We start from the raw sequence: 19,774 nt of genomic DNA on the forward strand, positions 1-19,774 counted from the left end.
TCCTAGGCCTGAAGCAGTTTCCGGGCCAAGTCCTGATAAATCTGGCTGACCGCCAGGTCCGGATTGCCTTCGACGACGGTCATGCCCTTATTTTCATAATACTGGATATCCTTGCTCCGGGGAATGTCGGCTACGATAGGCAGGCCGTGTTCGTCTGCGAAGGCCTTGACCAGTTCGTATTCGTCGTCGACATTGCGGCGGTTGAGGATTATGCCCTTGACCTGGGCATAGCCGCGGCTCTTGAAATTCTCGACGGCCTTGATGATGTTGGCCGCTGCATAGAGGGCCATCTTTTCGCCGGACGTGACGATAAAGATTTCATCGGCATAACCATCGCGGATAGGCGCGGAGAAACCGCCGCAGACGACGTCGCCCAGGACATCATACAAGACGACGTCAGGCTGGAGCTTCTGGAAGACTTCCTGTTCGTCCATGAGGTCGAAGGTGGCAATGATGCCCCGGCCGGCACAGCCCAGACCCGGCGTAGGTCCGCCCGTTTCGATGCAGAAGACGCCGCCGAAACCTTCTTTGCCGATGTGCTCGAAGTCCGGTCCTTCCGTATATTTCCGATAGTAATCCATGACCGGCATGACCGGTTCGCCATGCAAGAGGTTCAGCGTCGAATCGGCCTTAGGGTCGCAGCCGACTTGGACGACTTTTTTCCCCATCATGGACAGAGCCGCCGATAAGTTTGCCGTCGTCGTCGACTTGCCGATGCCGCCTTTCCCATAAATCGCAAATTTTCTCATACGTCTTCCTCCTCAAGTCAACTTCTCTTTCATCCATGCCGTAAAGGACGGCCCGACGAAGATTGGCATGTCATCGTGGTAATGACGGCCGGAATAGGCTTCATGGGGCATGGAAACGAATTTTTCCTTTTCGTCCGGCAAGAGCCGGGCATAAATCGGGTCGGCAATGACCCGGCGGGCTTTACAACATTCCTGACGGATAACGTCTTCCACACTGGCCACTTCGACCTGTTCCAGGAGCCACCGCGGCGCATCGGCCAGAGGGCAGAGCAGGCGGACGTCGGAAAGGCCCATTTCCTGCTGGAGGAAAGCCTTCATCGACAGCAGGTAGACCGGTTCACCGATGACCAGGACGTCGCACGGCGTATCGTCGTAGGCCTGTTCCGTCTTCCAGGCGTTGAGGTCGGCCAGGGCATACTGGGCTCTAATATATTTTTCTTGTCCTGTAAAGCCCGTGAGATACGACGAATCGCAGTTCCGCAGAGCTTCCAGCCAGTCCGCCGTCCCCTTTTCGCCCATGGGGATGCCTACGACATACGGGATGCCGTAGGTGTCGCGCAGGTATTGGGCCAGGTAGAAGGCCGTCGACGACAGGACGACGTTGACGTCGGCATTGGCAGCCGTCGCCAGCTGGTCCAGCGTGTCCCCCATGGACCACGAACTCTGCAAGGTAAAACCGGCATCGGTGACGATTTGCTTGAGCGTCGTCGCATTACCGACGACGGAAAAGTCCAATGGCGTCAGCCCCAGGAGATTGACCCGCTTTGCCGGTCGCTGCGGTGCCTTTTCCGGCGCCTTGACGAAGGTCTTGGCCAGCCAGACATAGGCACCGCCGGCTCCGGGCAGATAGCTGTGGATGCCGTCGGTCCGGAACCCCAGCGTCGGCAGGCCCGTCCGGGCCGCAACCAGGCGCTCGATAGCCTTGAAGTCCGTGCCGATGGCGTTCGGCATGGGACTGCCGCCGATGGCGACAAAGCGGGGATGGGCCGCTTCCACGGCTTCAGCGATATCGTCGACGAGGCGCTGGTCATTGCCCTGGATGGTATCAATTTCGTTGAGACCGGAAATATAGACCATACTCGGCGTATCGTACCACCGCGGTTCGTCGTGCGTATCGTATGTCGAATTACAGCCCGATGCATCGTGCATGACGATGAGGCCGCCTAACTCAAAGAGCGACGACGCAATGCCGAACATGTCGACAGCATACGTCGATAAGACGCGTTGTGCTTGTTTCAACCGTGACACCCCCAAGCTTTGATTTGAATGATATCCCGCATCTTGGGATTTTCGGCTTCGTCAGCCCGACCGATCCAATCGAGGAGCTTGAGTAGGCCGACATAGCCATAGAGGCCGCTGTTTTCAATCAGATTGACGAAGTACTTCGTATCGGTAAAATACGCCGCCATCTGGCCGATGGCCAGGACTTTCCCATACTTTCGGCTGTCGTCGCGCGGCAGGAGACGGCGCTTGAAATGCATCGTCGAACGCAGGGACAGGTCCGGATAGTGGGTCTGCAGGAACTGGAAGGTATCCTTTTCGTCCGGCGAAATGGCATCGAGATAGACGGCATAGACATTGAAGCCGTGAATCAAGAGAAACTTGGCCAATCCCAGGGGCCGCGGCGTCGCCGTATAGTCGATGGCGATGTGCGTGTCGCCGACTCGTTCCTTCAGAGCCCTTACTTTTTCTTCGACAGTCCGTTCATAGGCGTCGCAGTCCGGCAGGTCAAGGCCCAGGATTTGGGCTGCCTGCTGCAGGTTGCGGCGCAAAGTTTCATAGTCATAGGCATAAGGCAGATACAGGGCCTGCTGATCCAGTCGCTTTTCCATGTCCTTGGCGGCAGGGCCGGCATTTTCCAGGAAATAGATATTCGCCTGCGATTCGCCCATGGCCTTGTATTCTTCATAGGTCTTGCAGGCGGCGAAATCGTGGATAGCGTAGCCCCCCTGGCGGAGCATGACCGTCAATTCATTGTCTTCGTCGACGGGATAGTAATTGACGACATAGTTGACAGCCTTCTGTTTCGGCAGGGGCTGGACAGCCCGCACGAGCTGGCGCCGACCGAGGATATCCGGCGTAAAGCGCCGCTGCAGAGTCGGAATCATGTAGCCGTCGATGAAATCGATGTCGGGATATTTCTGACGCAGCGTATCGTAGACGACGTGCAAGTCGATGTGCAGGAAATGCTGCATACAGCTGGTAAAGCCTTCGACGCACTTCGGATGTTCGGGCATATCGTCGATGATATGGGAAATGCCATCGATCATCATCTCTTCCAGATTGCCTTTGATCAGGTTTTCATTGGTCAAGGTGACCATGGAGAAACGGCCGGCACCGTCCGGGACTTCATCGGCCGACAAGACGACACCGTGAAGGCAGCAGGCGCAGCAGACGTAGATTTCGTGACAACCGGGGATGAGCATGGGCGAATGGGCGATGGTCCAGTGGCCCCGGGCCGGCGAAGCATATTGCAAGCCGATATGGAACGGCTTGGGGAACGATGCCTGGCCGATGGCGATTTCAGCTCCGTCCGGCGTGACGTGATACCGCGGCACCTGGGGTGGATGGATTTCATTTTCGTAAATCATGCTCTCCCTCCTCCTCAGCAGATGCGCGGCAGCAGTTCACCGCCCGGCGGCGGCAGCAGCGTTTCCGCGCCGATTTCCGTACGCATGATGACCCGGCCCGGCTGGTCGGCTGTGACTTCGCCGATGATGGCCGCATCTTTCGAATATTTGCCCTGACGCAGGGTGGCGACAATATCGTCGGCAACGGCTTTAGGCGCAAAGATGACCAAACGGCCTTCACAGGCCAGGTAAAGCGGTTCCAAACCGAGCATGCCGCAGACGCCGCGGACGGCCGGATCGACGGGGATAGCCTGGCTGTCCAAATGGATGCCGACATGGCTCTGGCCGGCGATTTCGTAGAGGACCGTGCCAACGCCGCCGCGAGTCGCATCGCGGATGACGTGAATATCCTTGGTCGTATCCAGCATGGCTTCGACAGTCCCCCACAGGGGCGCGCAGTCACTGGTCACGTCGGCGTCGATGCCGAACTGGTTGCGGGCCAGGAGAATCGTGCAGCCGTGACGGCCGACGTCGCCGCTGACGATGACGGCATCCCCAGGCCGGGCCAGAGTTCCCGACGTATGGACGCCGTCGACGATCTGGCCGATCCCCGTCGTCGTAATGAACAGGTGGTCGACCTGGCCTTTACCGGCGACTTTCGTATCGCCGGCGACGATGCGCACGCCGGCTTCGGCAGCCGTCTTGGCCATGGCCGCAGCGTATTCTTCGACTTTGGCCAGGGGGAAGCCTTCTTCGATGACGAAGGCACACGACAGATATAAGGGCTTGGCGCCCATGCAGGACAAGTCGTTGACGGTCCCGCAGATGCTCAGTTTACCGATATTGCCACCTGGAAATTCCGGCGGCGAGACGATGAAGCCATCCGTCGTGAAAGCCAGGTTAGCCCCGCCGATGGGCAGGACAGCGGCGTCGTCACCGGTGAACTGGGGATTGGAAAAATGCGCTTTAAAGACACGGTCGATGAGTTCGGCAGTCTGTTTACCGCCGGCACCGTGGGCTAAGGTAATGACATCACTCATGTAAATTGCCTCCATATAAATAATAAGCCGAGCAGGCCCCTTCATGGGAAACCATGCAGGCTCCTACAGGATGTTCCGGCGTGCAGACCTTGCCGAAGAGCGGGCACTGGGGCGGCTTGCACTGACCTTTCAGGATGTCGCCGCAGCGGCAGGCCGGGTTGGCGCGACCGTCCATATCGGGTACGCCGTATTTCTTGCGGGCGTCACAGACAGCGAAAGCGGGCCGCAGCTGCTGACCCGACTGGGGGATGACGCCTAAGCCGCGCCATTCCGAATCGCACGGTTCCATGACTTCTTTCATGAGGGCCTGTGCTGCCGGGCTGCCTTCGGCTTTGACGACGCGGGGATAGCAGTTCTTGAAGAACGGTTTCCCCTGGGGGAACTTGGCCAGGATGACGGCAAAGGCCGTGAGCAGTTCCTTGGCCGTAAAACCGGCGACGACACCGGATACGCCTTCTTTCAGCATGGCTTCGCCGTCACCGGTCCCCATGACGGCGTCGACATGGCCGGGATAGAGGAAGGCATCGGCGCTGTCTTTCATCGCTTCATAGGCCATGGGCATGGTCTTATTGGCCGTGAGCAGGGAGAAATTCGTCATCCCGTCGGCGACGGCCTGTTTGACGGCCAGGCACGACGGCGGTGTCGTCGTTTCAAAGCCGACGGACAAGAAGACGACGTCTTCATCCGGGTGCGCCTTGGCATAGTCGTAGGCATCGAGGGGCGAATAAACGATCTCCACATGAGCCCCCTCACTGCGGGCGTCAGCCAGGCTCATCGTACTGCCGGGGACGCGGACGAGGTCGCCAAAGGTGCAGATGGTGACGCCTTTTTCCAGAGCCAGCCAGATAGCCTGGTCGATATAGCCGACCGGCGTGACGCAGACCGGGCAGCCCGGTCCGGAAATGACGTCGACCTGGGGCGGCAGGATCTGGCGGATGCCCTGTCGGAAGATTTCATGTGTATGGGTCCCGCAGACTTCCATAATGCGGATTTTCGGCCCGTCATAACTGCGGATGATATCCAGGGCCGTCCGCTTCTTTGCTTCTGCCATCAGTCCAGTTCCTCCAGGATATCGTCGGTTTCGTCGGCATCATTATTGGTAATCTTGGCAATAGCCATGCCGGCGTGGACCATGACGTAATCGCCAGGATCCAGTTCATCAATAAGGGCTGCCGATACTTCCCGTTTGGCTCCGGAAGCATCGACGAGGGCCATTCCATTCTGTATTTTCATAACACGTGCCGGTAATCCTACACACATGATAATTCCTCCTTTTATATCATCGAACATGTATAACGTGTACATCATTGTTCCAAGCGGGCCGCCCTTTGGGACGGCCCCTACGAACGGTGGCCTGCGCATGTATTTATAATGCATACAGCATTGTCCAGGCGGGCCGCCCGTTGGGACGGCCCCTACGAACGGTGGCCTGCGCATGTATTTATAATGCATACATCATTGTTCCAGGCGGGCCGCCCTTTGGGACGGCCCCTACATATATGCGGCGTAAACGGCCTGTCCTAAGGCGATGCCGCCGTCGTTGGGCGGGACCGTACTGTGCTTCAGGACGGTGAAGCCCAGCTGCTGCAGGGTCTGGTCACAAAGGCGCAGGAGCAGGCGGTTCTGGAAGACGCCGCCGCTCAGGGCGGCCGTCGTCAGGCCCGTTTCCTCGCGGACAGACAGGCAGGCACCGGCGATCATAGCCGCCAGGTCACGATGGAAGACATAGGCCAGCTGGTCCGTATTCCCTCCAGCCAGGCGTTCTTCCAGCAAACGTTGGACCAGGGCCCCGGTCGGCAAGAGCAGGCGCTCTTTACCGTGGAGCGGTGCCATGGGTTGCACGGCCGGCTGAGGGTGTTCTTTTTCCCAGGTCTCCGCCGCAAACTGCAGGGCCATCGACGCCTGACCTTCAAAGGTCGAAGCCCGGCAAATGCCGAGGATGGCGCTGACGCCATCGAAGAGGCGGCCGGCACTGGTCGACAAGACGCTGTTGATCTGCTGGTCAGCCAGGAAAAACTGGGCCTGCTTTTCTACAGCGCTGCAGAGCTGTAGTTCATCGATGATGGCCGAGGCCTTTTCCCGGTCTTCTTGCAAGCCGTCGATGAGGCTGACAGCAATGCGCCAGCCTTCGCGGGCAGAGGCATCGCCGCCGCGCTGCCAGAAAGGCTGGATGGACCCAGCCCGGCGGAAGCCCTGGACCTGGCTGACCAGGATTTCGCCGCCCCAAATCGTCCCGTCCGTCCCATAACCGGTGCCGTCAAAGGCGACGCCGATGACGGGCTGTTCACAGCCATTTTCAGCCATGCAGGACAAGATATGGGCATAATGGTGCTGGACGGCGACGACGGGCAGGCCCAGTTCATGGGCTACAGCCGTCGTATTATAACGCGGATGCAGGTCACAGGCGACGACAGCCGGTTTCGCTTCGAGGAGCGTCGTCATGCGGCGGATGGACTGGCGCAGGGCTTCGACCGTGCGGATATCGGCCATGTCGCCGATGTACGGCGATGGATAGAACAAGTTGTTCCGGCCGATACAGAAACAGTTCTTCAGTTCCCCGCCCATAGCCAGGACGTCCTTGCCGCTTCCCCTGCCATAGAAGAAAGGCAGCGGCGCATAGCCCCGGGACCGGCGTATCATATAGGGCCTGCCGTCATACCAGTCCATGACCGAATCGTCGGCCCGCAGGCGGATGCGGCGGTTATGGCTCAAAACGAGGTCGCAAAGGCCGGATAATTCCTGCCGCGCTTCCTCATCGTTATGGCAGATGGGCGCGCCGGACTCATTGGCACTGGTCATGACCAGCGCATCCGGTACGGAAAGGTCATCGTCATAGGTAAACAGCAAGAGATGGAGCGGCGTATAGGGCAGCATGACGCCGACGGACGGATTGCCCGGCGCGATGGACGGCGCCAAGGTCTGACCGCTTTTCTTAGGCAGTAAGACGATGGGCTTCTGATGGCCGTCGAGAACCTTTTCCGCCCCGTCGGGAATGACGCACTGCCGGCGGACGGCTTCGAGGTCCTTCATCATGACGGCAAAGGGCTTCACAGGCCGCCGCTTGCGCTGGCGCAGTGTCCGGACAGCCTGTTCATTGCGGGCATCACAGCACAGGTGAAAGCCGCCGATGCCCTTGATGGCGATGATCTTCCCATCGACGATAGCCTGTCTGGCTGCGACGATGGCCTGACGGCGCCGTTCGGGCCGGTCCAGGAGATAGACTTCGGGACCACAGTCGTTGCAGCAGACGGGCTGGGCATCGTAACGCCGCGTCTCGGCGTGGGTATATTCATATTCGCACTGCGGGCACATGGGAAATTCGCCCATACTCGTCCGCTCGCGGTCATAGGGCATGGCGTCGAGGATGGTCAGCCGCGGCCCGCAGGCCGTGCAGTTGATGAAGGGATGGAGATAGCGGCGGTTCGTCTTGTCAAAGAGTTCTTTCTTACAGGCATCGCAGATGGCAATGTCCGGCGAGACGAAGATATCGCCTTCTTCCCTAGCGCTTTCGACAATGGAAAAGGCCTCATAAGGCGGCCGGTCTTCGCTTTCCCTAAGGACCTTCAAAATAGCCGACCGTTCCGGCGCCCTGGCCTCCAGATCCTCGCGGAAAGCGGCCAGGTCTGATTGGGACCCTTGGGCCAGGATTTCCACGTAAGAGCCCTTGTTGCAGACCGTCCCGCAAATCGAGTGGGCCGTTGCGATGCGGCTGACAAAGGGCCGGAAGCCGACGCCCTGGACGATACCAAAGACGCAAATCCGTTCCGTATACATCTTATCCCCTCCCGGATACAGCGAAATGCGGGAAATCAATGTACTGACCGTGGAAATTCGGCAGGGCCCGGCGGAAATAGGCATCGCCGAGGATGACGTCGAAATGGTCGTTATCGGCCAGCTGGCGCAAATCATCTTCTTCCCGGAGCTGTACGTAGTCCGTCGACTGCGGTCCCGGAAGTTCCATGAACCACGAAGCCGTCGTCACATAGGCAGCGCCTGCTTCTTCCGCCATGGCGGCCATGGCCGAAGCGGCCACCTGTTGATGGATGATGAGGACGTTCTTACCGGCAAAGAGGTTGTCGTCGAAATCGACGACGGCGTCGAGGCCGAAGTAATGGAGCTCATAAGGCGTACCAAAAGTCTCTTTCAGATATTGAGCCGCTTTCAGGCCCGCCGGCGACACGACGAGATTGAGAGAGGCCTTGCCGGCCTTGCGGTAATCATCGATTTCATCGAATAAGAGGATTTGCTGCCAGCCGTCTTCCACTAGGGACTGGCTGATCCATTCGATATCGCCGGGATGCATCAGTTCCAGCGGGACGGCGCCGAGGACGCCGACCGTATCGGCTTCGGCCTGCTGTGACGGGTCGATCAGGGCCGGGAACAGGGCCTCATAGGCCTTTTCAATGCCCTTGTCGTAATAGTCCATCCCCGTCGTATCGACGGTAACGACCGGCAGGGACAAGCGCTTTTCAGCCATGCGCTTCAAGGCCTTGTAGTCCGTACCGATGACGGAAGGGACCGGCGTGCCGACGATGGCCGCAAAGGACGCATCGATTGTCTTGGCCGCATCACAGAGCTTGTCGACCAGGCGGTCGTCACGGCCGAGGATGGCGTCCATATCGCGCAGGCCGGCGCTGAAGACGGCACTTTTTTTGCCACTGAACCAGCGCGGTTCGTCAAACCCGCAGATATTGCCGGCACAGCCGCCGGCGTCGCAGATGACGACAATGCCATTCAGTCCGTAGAGGACGGCAGCCGCGCCGGAGTCGTCCGGAGCAAAGGGTGAAATATATTTCCATAAACCTTTCATGGATGCTTCCTTTCCGACAGGACCCGATCCAGTCCCTGTAACAGGGAAATGACTCCGGCATAGCCGAAGGGCTGGATATCTTCATCCCAATGAAGATGAGCGGCCTGTTCATGGTAATATGCGGCATCCTTGCCGATGGTGACGTCGACAGGATGATCCTGGCCCTGGTAATAGAGCATAGACGGCGATAAGTTCGAGTAGACTTCCGTATCCGGGCTCAAAGCGGCCAGATGGCGGAGGTAGACGAAGTCATCCGGTCCCAGGTTGGCGTAGATTTCTTTGATGACGAAGCCATAGCGGGTCAGGGCTAAGGCCATCTCAAAGGCATTGCCGTTCTGCATCTCGCCGATGGCGACAGTCGTCCCACTGTATTTCTCCCGCATCTTCCCGACGACGGCCTGGGCCCGTTCGTGCCAGGAACTGTCGTCGATCTCCGTCCCCAATACCTGGGCCAGGGCCTGGTACTGTTTGTGGATCTGAGCGACCTGGTAGAGCCGCGTCAGTTCGACGCTGGGAATCCCCAACCGTTTCTCCATATCCTGAGCAGCCAGGCGCGATTCCGGGTTTAGGATGAAATTGACGTTGGCCTGAGACATGGCTTTATAGGCAGCAAAGTCGGGGCAGCGGGAAATTTCGTTGATCTGCGTAAAGCCGACGCCGCGGAGGATATCGTAGATTTCACAGTCGTCCTGCAAGGGCGCGAAATAGCCCAAAAGGTTGACCGTCCGGCGGCGGCGCGGCTGTTTTTCCAGCAGTGAATAAATGGCCCGGCGGACATCGACCATAGGCGGCTTACGGCCTTCCCGGGTCAGGGCGTACATATAGCAGGGCACGACGGGCAGACCCGCTTCTTTTTCCGCTTTTCGGCAGACCCGTTCCATATCGGTGCCCAGCAGGGCGTCGACACAAGTCATGCAGATCATGACGACCGACGGCTTTTCAGCCAGGCTGTCGACGACTTCACAGACGGCCTGGGGAATTTTCTTTAAATGGCGGCCCGTGACGATATCCGTCTCATCCATGATGTAGAAGAAAAAACGATCACTGTAGCCGCCCAGTTCGCTGAGGATGGTCGTATTGCGGCCGCAGCAGCCCGGACCGACGAGGAGCATGACCGAACCGGGAATGGAAAGGCCTGCCCGTTTGACGCCGAAGCCCTGGGCCCCAGGCGAGTTGAAAGCCAGGGCGGCCGGTGAATTATAAATGAGGTGCGTCGACGTAATGAGTTCAGCCGGGATGTCGTCGCGGCCGCGTTCCACTAAGTCCTGCACGGTAATGGCATAAGGTTTTCTTTCTGTCATAATCATTCCTTATCTTGTAATAATTTCTGAGCCAAATCGAGGAAGGTGCGGCTGATCGGCAGGTCCGGATCGCCTTCGATGACGGTCTGGCCCAAATCTTCGTAGCGGTTGATGTCATCGCTGCGGGGAATATCGCCGACGATGGACAAATGAGCCCGGTCGGCAAAAGCCCGGACCTTGGCTTCTTCGTCGGGGACATTGCGGCGGTTGAGGATGATGCCCCGGACCTTGGCATAACTGCGGTCGGCAAAATTGGCCACAGCCGTATTGATATTATTGGCCGCATAGAGGGCCATCTTTTCGCCAGATGTGACGATGAGGACCTGTTCGGCATAGCCTTCGCGGATCGGCGCCGCAAAGCCGCCGCAGACGACGTCGCCCAAGACATCGTACAGGACGACGTCAGGCTCGTATTTTTCAAAAAGACCTAAGTCTTCGAGGAGCGAAAAAGTGGCGATGATGCCCCGGCCGGCACAGCCCAGGCCCGGCGTCGGCCCTCCCGTTTCGATACAGAGGACGCCGCCATAGCCGATGCGGGAAATATCTTCGATGGATTCCGGATCTTCGTCGTGTTCCCGCAGATAATTCATGACCGGCTGGACGGGATGGCCGCCGAGGAGGTTGAATGTCGAATCGGCCTTGGGGTCGCAGCCTATCTGGATGACTTTCTTGCCTAAATAAGCGAAGGAAGCCGCCAAGTTACTGGTCATCGTCGATTTCCCGATACCGCCTTTACCATAGATTGCAATTTTCAGCATACGTGCCTCCTACTGCGGCATGGGCGGATAAATCGTCTTGGTGCTGACGTCGGGGAGCATGCCCAATTTACCCGACAGCGCACTGATGACGTCCTGCGGCGCATCGACGATGAGGCTGATGACGTTGATGTCTTTATCTTTATAAGGAACGCCCATGCGGCCGACGACGTACTGGCCATATTCATGCAGGATTTCGTTCAGTTTAGCCGATTCCTGGCGGTTCCCTACGATGATACCGATTAAAGCGACTCTTGTTTCCATATTTATACCTCCTAAAGAAAAAGAGGCTGTCGGACAGCCTCTTTTTAAGTTTGATGTTGAAAGTTTGATGTTTGATGTGACTGGTTTTAAATTTAAAAGCCATCGCCTCAAGCATCATACATCAAACCTCAAACATTAAAGAAAAAAGGACCACGCATGATGGAAGAAGCCTCCGTGCGACAGTCCCTTTTCGGATAATGGTGCTTTCGCCTCGTCTGCGCAGTCAAATCTTTGCAGAGGAGCACGGCTGCTTCATGAATGAAGTTTTCCGTCAGGCAACCCTTACGGAGCACTTATTTACCCTACTATTATAACAGATTTAGTCTAGTTTGGCGAATAATCAGCTATTTTTCCCGCCTAAGAAAGCGCGGTACTTTTCATTGAACGTGGCCTTGTTCAATTCCTTTTCCCAGCAGGCGACGACGACCGTAGCCATGCAGTTGCCGCAGACGTTACAGATCGTGCGGATCATATCCAGGAGACGGTCGATACCGAGGAGGATGGCAACGCCTTCCGTCGGCAGATTGAAGGCTGCAGCCGTCGCAGCGACGACGATGATGCCTGCACCGGGAACACCGGCAATGCCCTTGGTCGACAGCATGAGCGTTACCATGACCAACAGCTGCTGCTCAATGGGCATCTGGATGCCGTAGAGCTGGGCAATGAATAAGATACCGGCCGAGCTGTACAGCGTCGAGCCGTCGAGGTTGAAAGAATAGCCTGTAGGCATGACGAAGGTGACGATGGTCTTGGGAACACCTAATTCTTCCAGACGCTTCATGGCACCAGGCAGGGCCGCTTCACTGCTGGCTGTCGAGAAAGCCAGGAAGAGGATGTCCTTCAAGGCCCGGATGACGTGGAAGAAATTGATGCCCGTAAAGACGCTGGCAATGAGGGCGACGACACAGATGAACAGAGCCGTAGCACAGGCAACGGACAGGATGAGCTTCCCCAAAGGGATAAGCATGGCAATGCCATAGCTGCCAACGGTATAGGCAATCATGGCAAAGACGCCGATAGGGGCGAAGTGCATGACATAGCCCGTCACTTTGAACATAGCTTCGGCCACGCTCTGACAGATATCGACGATGGTTTCGCCTTTACCGCCGATATGGGCGACGGCGACGCCAAAGAAGCAGGCAAAAAAGATAATCTGCAGCATATCCTGGCGGGCCATGGCATCGACGATATTCGTCGGGATGATGTGTACGGCATAATCGACGAGGTCGACGCTGTGCTGGCTGGCTGCAGCGGCGTTGGAAGCATTGGCAGCAGACGCCGACAAGGTAACGCCTACGCCAGGCTCTGCAATATTCATGAACAGCAGGCCGATAGCCAGGGCAATGGTCGTAGCGAACTCGAACCAAATGATGGCCTTACCGCCTAAGCGGCCGAGCTTCTTAAAATCACCCGTACCGGCAATACCCATAACCAGGGTACTGAAGATGAGGGGAACGACGATCATCTTGATCATGCGCAAGAAAGCATCGCCGAAGGGTTTCAGCTTATCGCCGAAATCAGGAAATAAATAACCGACCAGGGCACCGAGGACCAAGCCGATCAAAATCTGTGAACTCAAGCCAATTTTTCTTTTCAAGGCGTATCTCCTTTTCTCTGGTAATAAAAAAACAGCAGACAAGTAAAATTGTATGCTATTTTCCCCATTTATACAAGGTTTTATACGTATCTTTTCCTCACAAAAAGATAACTTCTTGACACAGCCTGAAGAGCCTTCTATAGTATACATAAAAGAAGAACAGGAGTTGAGCTTATGATTTGTCCAAAATGCGGTACAGAATTGCGCGACGGCGTCCTCATGTGCCCCATCTGCGGCACCAAACAGGAAGTACCGCCGCCAGTCCCGCCAAAAAACATACAAAATAACCCGAAGATCTTTACTAAGACTCGGGTTATCAGTGTCATCATCGTTGCAGCCTTTATCATCATCGGCTTATGCAAGGTGTTCGTATTTAAATGAGATTAGATACGGGAAATGACAGCATCGTCGTCAATGAAAATGCCGTTGTTTCCCATATCGCCGGAAAAACGATCTGTTTCCACTGAGGCCTGGATTCCCATGAGGGTATCGCGGAAATGGAGCGTCCCTCGACTATAACGGTCTCCATCAGCGCCATTAAAGCCATCAATATCGGCGCGGTTCAACAACATCTGGCGCGTATCTTCCGATAAGTCGCCCCATCTCATTCCCAACAAGGTCCGTGAAAGCATAACCATCCATCCTTTCATGTAAATTTGACAAAAGAGTAAAAAAAGAGCAAGGGCATAATGTTCATTCTCAAGACATCTTTGTCCTTGCTTTTATTCTTTGTATTTATTATATATTTCACAATAAGAAAAGTCAATCCGTTATGTGAAAAAATAATATACACACGCAAAAAGGTTGGCGGTCGTCCCACCTCTCCTGCCGAATCCAGGGTATCTCTGTCTGGCTGTATACTTTCACACCATCAGGTCACGAGATTCGGCATAAGCGACTCACACGGTTTTGCGCGTCGCAAAGCTCCTTTACTTACCATGCATTACGTGTACATCACATTTCAGGCGGGCCGCCCTTTGGGACGGCCCCTACGAGCCACGAGCCACGAACTACGAACAACAAAAAAAGCACTGGAATTTTCCAGTGCTTTTTTTACAAGAATCAGCGGCTTCCTATCCTCCCAGGGGGCCTCCCCCCAAGTACTTTCGGCGTTTGCGGGCTTAACTGCTGTGTTCGGCATGGGAACAGGTGGATCCCCGCAGCTATCGCCACTGAATTGTTAGGTTGTTCAGGATTCGTATCCTGACAACTGCATAAAAATGTTTTTCTTAACAAACTCTCTGCTCGTCTCCGAATCGTCGTTCCCTCTGTGTATCTGTTTCCAGTTTCACAGTTTTCTGAGATTCGGAGTAAGCGATTCACTCAGTTTTGCGTGTCGTCTCCGACTCCTTCAAAACTGGTTCTCTGCTTAAGTCAAGTCCTCGGTCTATTAGTACCGGTCCGCTCCGTACATCGCTGTACTTCCACTCCCGGCCTATCAACCACATCGTCTTTGTGGGACCTTACTTGTTAAAACAATGAGAAACCTCATCTCTAGGCTGGTTTCACGCTTAGATGCTTTCAGCGTTTATCCGTCCCCGACGTAGCTACCCAGCTGCACGGCTGGCGCCATGACTGGTACACCATTGGTCGGTCCACTCCGGTCCTCTCGTACTAGGAGCAGCCCCTTTCAAGTTTCTTACGCCCGCGATGGATAGGGACCGAACTGTCTCACGACGTTCTGAACCCAGCTCGCGTACCACTTTAATGGGCGAACAGCCCAACCCTTGGGACCTACTTCAGCCCCAGGATGTGATGAGCCGACATCGAGGTGCCAAACCTCCCCGTCGATATGGACTCTTGGGAGAGATAAGCCTGTTATCCCCAGGGTAGCTTTTATCCGTTGAGCGATGGCAATTCCACTCTCTACCACCGGATCACTAAGCCCGACTTTCGTCCCTGCTCGACCTGTCCGTCTCGCAGTCAAGCTCCCTTCTGCCTTTGCACTCTTCGCGCGGTTTCCGTCCGCGCTGAGGGAACCTTTGGGCGCCTCCGTTACTCTTTCGGAGGCGACCGCCCCAGTCAAACTGCCCGCCTGAGACTGTCCGCAAGCTCGTTACGCTTCTCGTTAGAATTCCAATAAAACAAGGTTGGTATCCCACCAATGGCTCCACAAATACTGGCGTACTTGTATCTAAGCCTCCCAACTATCCTGTACATCTCTTACCGGAATCCAATCTCAGGTTACAGTAAAGCTCCATGGGGTCTTTCTGTCCAGTCGCGGGTAACCTGCATCTTCACAGGTACTTCAATTTCACCGGGTCCCTCGTTGAGACAGTGCCCAAATCGTTACACCTTTCGTGCGGGTCGGAACTTACCCGACAAGGAATTTCGCTACCTTAGGACCGTTATAGTTACGGCCGCCGTTTACTGGGGCTTCAATTCACTGCTTCGCTTGCGCTAACACTTCCTCTTAACCTTCCAGCACCGGGCAGGTGTCAGCATCTATACATCAGCTTTCGCTTTAGCAGACGCCTGTGTTTGTGGTAAACAGTCGCTTGGGCCTCTCTTCTGCCACCCATCTCCGCTCCGTGCGCTTCTGCACTTCACGTACGCTGGGTTATCCTTTTCCCGAAGTTACGGATATATTTTGCCGAGTTCCTTAACGAGGGTTTTCCCGCGCACCTTAGAATTCTCATCCTGCCTACCTGTGTCGGTTTCGGTACGGGTGCCTGAGTCCTCACTAGAAGCTTTTCTCGACAGTTTAGTGCCAGCCCCTTCGCTTCTGTCTCCAGAAGCTCCCCATCGCATCTCGGCCTCTCGGGAAACGGATTTGCCTGTCTCCCAACCTACCTGCTTGGACGTGCTCTTCCAATCGCACGCGCGCCTTCCTTCCTGTGTCATTCCTTCGCTCAAACGGCCTCAGCCAGTACAGGAATTTCAACCTGTTGTCCATCTCCTACGCGTCTCCGCCTCGGATTAGGTCCCGACTTACCCTGGGACGACGATCGTTGCCCAGGAACCCTTAGGCTTTCGGTGGAAGGGATTCTCACCCTTCTTTTCGCTACTCATACCGGCATTCTCTCTTCCTGCCTGTCCACCTGTCCTTCCGGTCAGGCTTCTCCCATGCAGGAACGCTCCCCTACCCAATTGACTAACGTCAATTGCCAAAGCTTCGGTTCCGTACTTTAGCCCCGGACATCTTCGGCGCAGAGTCTCTCGACCAGTGAGCTATTACGCACTCTTTTAATGGTGGCTGCTTCTGAGCCAACATCCTGGTTGTTTTCGAAATTCCACATCCTTCGCCACTTAGTACGGCATTGGGGACCTTAGCTGTTGGTCTGGGCTGTTTCCCTCTTGACTATGGGCCTTATTACTCACAGTCTGACTCCCATGGATAAGTACAGCCATTCGCAGTTTGATTAGGTTCAGTAGCCGGATAGGCCCCTACCCCGTTCAGTGCTCTACCGCCTGTACTCTCGCCATGAGGCTAGCCCTAAAGCTATTTCGGGGAGAACCAGCTATCTCCACGTTCGATTGGCATTTCACCCCTACCCACATCTCATCCAAAAGCTTTTCAACGCTCACTGGTTCGGTCCTCCACACATTTTTACCTGTGCTTCAACCTGGACATGGGTAGATCACTGTGGTTTCGGGTCTACTCCAACTAACTATACGCCCTGTTCAGACTCGCTTTCGCTTCGGCTCCACGTTTTCCGCTTAACCTCGCTAGCTGAAGTAACTCGCCGGTTCATTCTTCAATAGGCACGCCGTCGACCATATAAAGGTCTTCGACTGCTTGTAGACATACGGTTTCAGGTTCTCTTTCATTCCCCTCCCGGGGTTCTTTTCACCTTTCCCTCACGGTACTATGCGCTATCGGTCCATATCAGTGTTTCGCCTTGGAGGGTGGTCCCCCCAGCTTCCCACAGGGTTTCTCGTGTCCCGTGGTACTCTGGATCCTGCTCCATGCATTTGCTTACGCCTACGAGGCTCTCACTCTCTCTGGCTGAGCTTCCCAGCTCATTCTGCTTCACTCATGCATTTGATAGCAGTCCACAACCCCGGATTGGTTTCCCATTCCGGTTTGGGCTCTGCCCCGTTCGCTCGCCGCTACTAGGGGTATCTCTGTTGATTCCTTTTCCTCCGGCTACTTAGATGTTTCAGTTCACCGGGTGCCCTTCCTCATAGAGGATGACAGCACTACTGCTGCCGGGTTTCCCCATTCGGAGATCTGCGGGTCAAAGGTTACTTGCACCTCACCGCAGCTTATCGCAGCTTATCGCGTCCTTCTTCGGCTGATATGGCCAAGGCATCCGCCGTACGCCCTTACTTACTTGACTAATTTCTATAAACAAGAATTCAAGGTTCGTTAAGATCTCTTTTTAAAAAGAGGTATTTTCTAACATTTTTATGCAGTTGTCAAGGTACGATTGAGAGGATGACCTCTCAAAACTGAACAATGAATGAATTACCAAAGTGCCGACTTCTTAGGTTTTCCCTAGAAAGGAGGTGATCCAGCCGCACCTTCCGATACGGCTACCTTGTTACGACTTCACCCCAATCATCGCCCCCACCTTCGACGGCTGGCTCCAAAAGGTTACCTCACCGGCTTCGGGTGTGAATGACTTTCGTGGTGTGACGGGCGGTGTGTACAAGGCCCGGGAACGTATTCACCGCAGTATGCTGACCTGCGATTACTAGCGATTCCTGCTTCATGCAGGCGAGTTGCAGCCTGCAATCCGAACTGGGACTCTGTTTTTGGGGTTTGCTCCGGATCGCTCCTTCGCTTCCCTCTATTAAGAGCCATTGTAGTACGTGTGTAGCCCAAGCCATAAGGGGCATGATGACTTGACGTCATCCCCGCCTTCCTCCGCATTGTCTGCGGCAGTCTCTCCTGAGTCCCCGGCCGAACCGCTGGTAACAGAAGATAGGGGTTGCGCTCGTTGCGGGACTTAACCCAACATCTCACGACACGAGCTGACGACAGCCGTGCACCACCTGTTTTCTTGTCCTCCGAAGAGGAACTGGATATCTCTATCCATAGCAATCAATGTCAAGGCTTGGTAAGGTTCTTCGCGTTGCGTCGAATTAAACCACATACTCCACCGCTTGTGCGGGCCCCCGTCAATTCCTTTGAGTTTCAGCCTTGCGGCCGTACTCCCCAGGCGGGATACTTATTGCGTTAACTCCGGCACAGAAGGGGTCGATACCTCCTACACCTAGTATCCATCGTTTACGGCCAGGACTACCGGGGTATCTAATCCCGTTTGCTCCCCTGGCTTTCGCGCCTCAGCGTCAGTTGTCGTCCAGAAAGCCGCTTTCGCCACTGGTGTTCCTCCTAATATCTACGCATTTCACCGCTACACTAGGAATTCCGCTTTCCTCTCCGATACTCTAGCATCGCAGTTTCGGTCCCCTCACGGGGTTAAGCCCCGCACTTTTAAGACCGACTTACGACGCCGCCTGCGCGCCCTTTACGCCCAATAATTCCGGACAACGCTTGCCACCTACGTATTACCGCGGCTGCTGGCACGTAGTTAGCCGTGGCTTTCTCTTACGGTACCGTCACTCGTAACGGGTATTGACCGCTACGCCATTCGTCCCGTATAACAGAACTTTACAACCCGAAGGCCGTCATCGTTCACGCGGCGTTGCTCCGTCAGACTTTCGTCCATTGCGGAAGATTCCCCACTGCTGCCTCCCGTAGGAGTCTGGGCCGTGTCTCAGTCCCAATGTGGCCGTTCATCCTCTCAGACCGGCTACTGATCGTCGCCTTGGTGGGCCGTTACCCCTCCAACTAGCTAATCAGACGCAAGCCCCTCCTTCAGCGAAAGCTCCGAAGAGCCTCCCTTTCTTCCCTCTGCCATGCGACAAAAAGAACGTATTCGGTATTAGCAGCCGTTTCCAGCTGTTGTCCCCATCTGAAGGGCAGGTTGCTTACGCGTTACTCACCCGTTTGCCACTCGAATTGATAAGAAGCAAGCTTCTCATCTCTTCTCGTTCGACTTGCATGTGTTAAGCACGCCGCCAGCGTTCGTCCTGAGCCAGGATCAAACTCTCCATGATATATGGAAGAGCTGTTTGGCTCTTGTTTATTGATTGGTATTACTCATTGTTTGACGTTCTATTGAAATAGAACCTCGCACTCTGGCGTTCATTCAGTTCATTGTTCAGTTTTCAAAGGTCATCGTTGTCATCACCGGGTGGCGACGACTTATTTATTTTAACAAACTCGGAAGAGCTTGTCAAGGATTAATTTGAACTTTTTTAAAAACTCAAATCACCCCGGTCTGCATAAAACAGACCTTTGCAGGATAAAGTTCCTGCGGCGTCAGGGCCTTGCCCTGACAGCTCATTTAGTATACTACTGTGTAAAGAATATGTCAAGGATTTTTTTCAAATTCTTGACGCCGGCCACGAATCATCGCCTGCGGCGATGTGTTCGTCGTTCATCGTTCGTCGTCAATCCGTAACATCGCCTGGCCGCGATTCCGTAGGGGCCGTCCTGTAAAGGCGGCCCGTTACGCGCTGAGGGCATCCCGAAGCGTCATTGTCAGTTTGAGGTGCCGTTGTGCAACGGCATCCGTAGGGGCCGTCCTGTAAAGGCGGCCCGTTACGCGCTGAGGGCTCCCCGAAGCGTCGTTGTCCGTTTGAGTCTGTCGCGGCGGAACGCCGCATCTGAATCCGAGGAAAAAGCCGTGGTTCGTGGCTCGTGGCTCGTAAAAGCTCACCATCATTCCGAATG

Annotated in this window: 14 protein-coding genes and 3 rRNA genes; 1 reads left to right on the forward strand and 16 read right to left on the reverse strand. The window is 55.5% G+C overall.

What is annotated here, in order from left to right; translation table 11 throughout:
• Positions 1-2: 2 nt before the first annotated feature.
• The 12 genes from C6362_RS03700 to C6362_RS03755 form a co-directional block, all read right to left on the reverse strand.
• Complete coding sequence (locus C6362_RS03700; RefSeq protein WP_014015413.1) at positions 3-749, reverse strand: nucleotide-binding protein; 747 nt, start codon at positions 747-749, stop codon at positions 3-5.
• Positions 750-761: 12 nt separating this feature from the next.
• Positions 762-1,988, reverse strand: coding sequence for a nitrogenase component 1 (locus C6362_RS03705; protein WP_014015414.1), 1,227 nt, complete (start codon positions 1,986-1,988; stop codon positions 762-764).
• Entirely contained in the window at positions 1,985-3,340 is a 1,356-nt protein-coding gene (locus C6362_RS03710; RefSeq protein WP_014015415.1) for a nitrogenase component 1, read from the reverse strand. The genes C6362_RS03705 and C6362_RS03710 overlap by 4 nt, the downstream gene beginning before the upstream one ends.
• Before the next feature lie 14 nt (positions 3,341-3,354).
• Positions 3,355-4,359 carry a hydrogenase expression/formation protein HypE gene (hypE, locus tag C6362_RS03715; RefSeq protein WP_014015416.1) on the reverse strand — a complete coding sequence of 335 codons (1,005 nt, stop codon included), beginning with the start codon at positions 4,357-4,359 and terminating at the stop codon, positions 3,355-3,357.
• Complete coding sequence (gene hypD / locus C6362_RS03720) at positions 4,352-5,410, reverse strand: hydrogenase formation protein HypD (RefSeq protein ID WP_014015417.1); 1,059 nt, start codon at positions 5,408-5,410, stop codon at positions 4,352-4,354. Before hypD ends, hypE begins: the two co-directional genes overlap by 8 nt.
• Positions 5,410-5,619, reverse strand: coding sequence for a HypC/HybG/HupF family hydrogenase formation chaperone (locus C6362_RS03725; protein WP_014015418.1), 210 nt, complete (start codon positions 5,617-5,619; stop codon positions 5,410-5,412). Before C6362_RS03725 ends, hypD begins: the two co-directional genes overlap by 1 nt.
• A 231-nt stretch (positions 5,620-5,850) precedes the next feature.
• Positions 5,851-8,133: a carbamoyltransferase HypF gene (gene hypF, locus C6362_RS03730; RefSeq protein ID WP_014015419.1), complete on the reverse strand. Its 2,283-nt coding sequence runs from the start codon at positions 8,131-8,133 to the stop codon at positions 5,851-5,853.
• 1 nt (position 8,134) lies between these two features.
• Positions 8,135-9,169, reverse strand: a complete 1,035-nt coding sequence (locus C6362_RS03735; protein ID WP_014015420.1) for a nitrogenase component 1 — start codon at positions 9,167-9,169, stop codon at positions 8,135-8,137.
• On the reverse strand, positions 9,166-10,470 hold the full coding sequence (locus C6362_RS03740; RefSeq protein WP_014015421.1) for a nitrogenase component 1: 1,305 nt from the start codon (positions 10,468-10,470) through the stop codon (positions 9,166-9,168). The genes C6362_RS03735 and C6362_RS03740 overlap by 4 nt, the downstream gene beginning before the upstream one ends.
• 2 nt (positions 10,471-10,472) lie before the next feature.
• Positions 10,473-11,228: a nucleotide-binding protein gene (locus C6362_RS03745; RefSeq protein ID WP_014015422.1), complete on the reverse strand. Its 756-nt coding sequence runs from the start codon at positions 11,226-11,228 to the stop codon at positions 10,473-10,475.
• 9 nt (positions 11,229-11,237) lie between these two features.
• Complete coding sequence (locus C6362_RS03750) at positions 11,238-11,489, reverse strand: TM1266 family iron-only hydrogenase system putative regulator (protein WP_014015423.1); 252 nt, start codon at positions 11,487-11,489, stop codon at positions 11,238-11,240.
• Between the two features lie 340 nt (positions 11,490-11,829).
• Positions 11,830-13,086 (reverse strand): dicarboxylate/amino acid:cation symporter, encoded by a 1,257-nt coding sequence (locus C6362_RS03755; protein ID WP_014015424.1) that lies wholly within the window; start codon positions 13,084-13,086, stop codon positions 11,830-11,832.
• Positions 13,087-13,260: 174 nt separating this feature from the next.
• On the opposite strand from C6362_RS03755, the gene C6362_RS03760 reads away from it, so the two are divergent.
• A complete protein-coding gene (locus C6362_RS03760) occupies positions 13,261-13,467 on the forward strand; it encodes a zinc-ribbon domain-containing protein (RefSeq protein WP_014015425.1) in 207 nt (68 codons plus the stop codon).
• Positions 13,468-13,469: 2 nt separating this feature from the next.
• Here C6362_RS03760 and C6362_RS03765 read toward each other — a convergent pair whose 3' ends face one another.
• The 4 genes from C6362_RS03765 to C6362_RS03780 form a co-directional block, all read right to left on the reverse strand.
• The gene (locus C6362_RS03765; RefSeq protein WP_014015426.1) at positions 13,470-13,718 is read right to left on the reverse strand and encodes a hypothetical protein; all 249 of its coding nucleotides are present in this window, start codon (positions 13,716-13,718) and stop codon (positions 13,470-13,472) included.
• Between the two features lie 428 nt (positions 13,719-14,146).
• A 5S ribosomal RNA gene (gene rrf / locus C6362_RS03770) occupies positions 14,147-14,263 on the reverse strand.
• Between the two features lie 193 nt (positions 14,264-14,456).
• Positions 14,457-17,369 (reverse strand): 23S ribosomal RNA (locus tag C6362_RS03775).
• 162 nt (positions 17,370-17,531) lie between these two features.
• A 16S ribosomal RNA gene (locus tag C6362_RS03780) occupies positions 17,532-19,095 on the reverse strand.
• The 16S, 23S and 5S rRNA genes sit together here, the layout of an rRNA operon.
• Positions 19,096-19,774 lie beyond the last annotated feature (679 nt).

The organism is Megasphaera elsdenii DSM 20460, assembly GCF_003010495.1.
GTDB classification, from domain to species: Bacteria; Bacillota; Negativicutes; order Veillonellales; family Megasphaeraceae; genus Megasphaera; species Megasphaera elsdenii.

Coding starts and splice junctions, on each gene's coding strand:
- C6362_RS03700 (WP_014015413.1), bottom strand. CDS start 749: ATGAGAAAATTTGCGATTTATGGGAAAGGCGGCATCGGCAAGTCGACG.
- C6362_RS03710 (WP_014015415.1), bottom strand. CDS start 3,340: ATGATTTACGAAAATGAAATCCATCCACCCCAGGTGCCGCGGTATCAC.
- hypE (WP_014015416.1), bottom strand. CDS start 4,359: ATGAGTGATGTCATTACCTTAGCCCACGGTGCCGGCGGTAAACAGACT.
- hypD (WP_014015417.1), bottom strand. CDS start 5,410: ATGGCAGAAGCAAAGAAGCGGACGGCCCTGGATATCATCCGCAGTTAT.
- C6362_RS03725 (WP_014015418.1), bottom strand. CDS start 5,619: ATGTGTGTAGGATTACCGGCACGTGTTATGAAAATACAGAATGGAATG.
- hypF (WP_014015419.1), bottom strand. CDS start 8,133: ATGTATACGGAACGGATTTGCGTCTTTGGTATCGTCCAGGGCGTCGGC.
- C6362_RS03735 (WP_014015420.1), bottom strand. CDS start 9,169: ATGAAAGGTTTATGGAAATATATTTCACCCTTTGCTCCGGACGACTCC.
- C6362_RS03740 (WP_014015421.1), bottom strand. CDS start 10,470: ATGACAGAAAGAAAACCTTATGCCATTACCGTGCAGGACTTAGTGGAA.
- C6362_RS03745 (WP_014015422.1), bottom strand. CDS start 11,228: ATGCTGAAAATTGCAATCTATGGTAAAGGCGGTATCGGGAAATCGACG.
- C6362_RS03750 (WP_014015423.1), bottom strand. CDS start 11,489: ATGGAAACAAGAGTCGCTTTAATCGGTATCATCGTAGGGAACCGCCAG.
- C6362_RS03760 (WP_014015425.1), top strand. CDS start 13,261: ATGATTTGTCCAAAATGCGGTACAGAATTGCGCGACGGCGTCCTCATG.
- C6362_RS03765 (WP_014015426.1), bottom strand. CDS start 13,718: ATGCTTTCACGGACCTTGTTGGGAATGAGATGGGGCGACTTATCGGAA.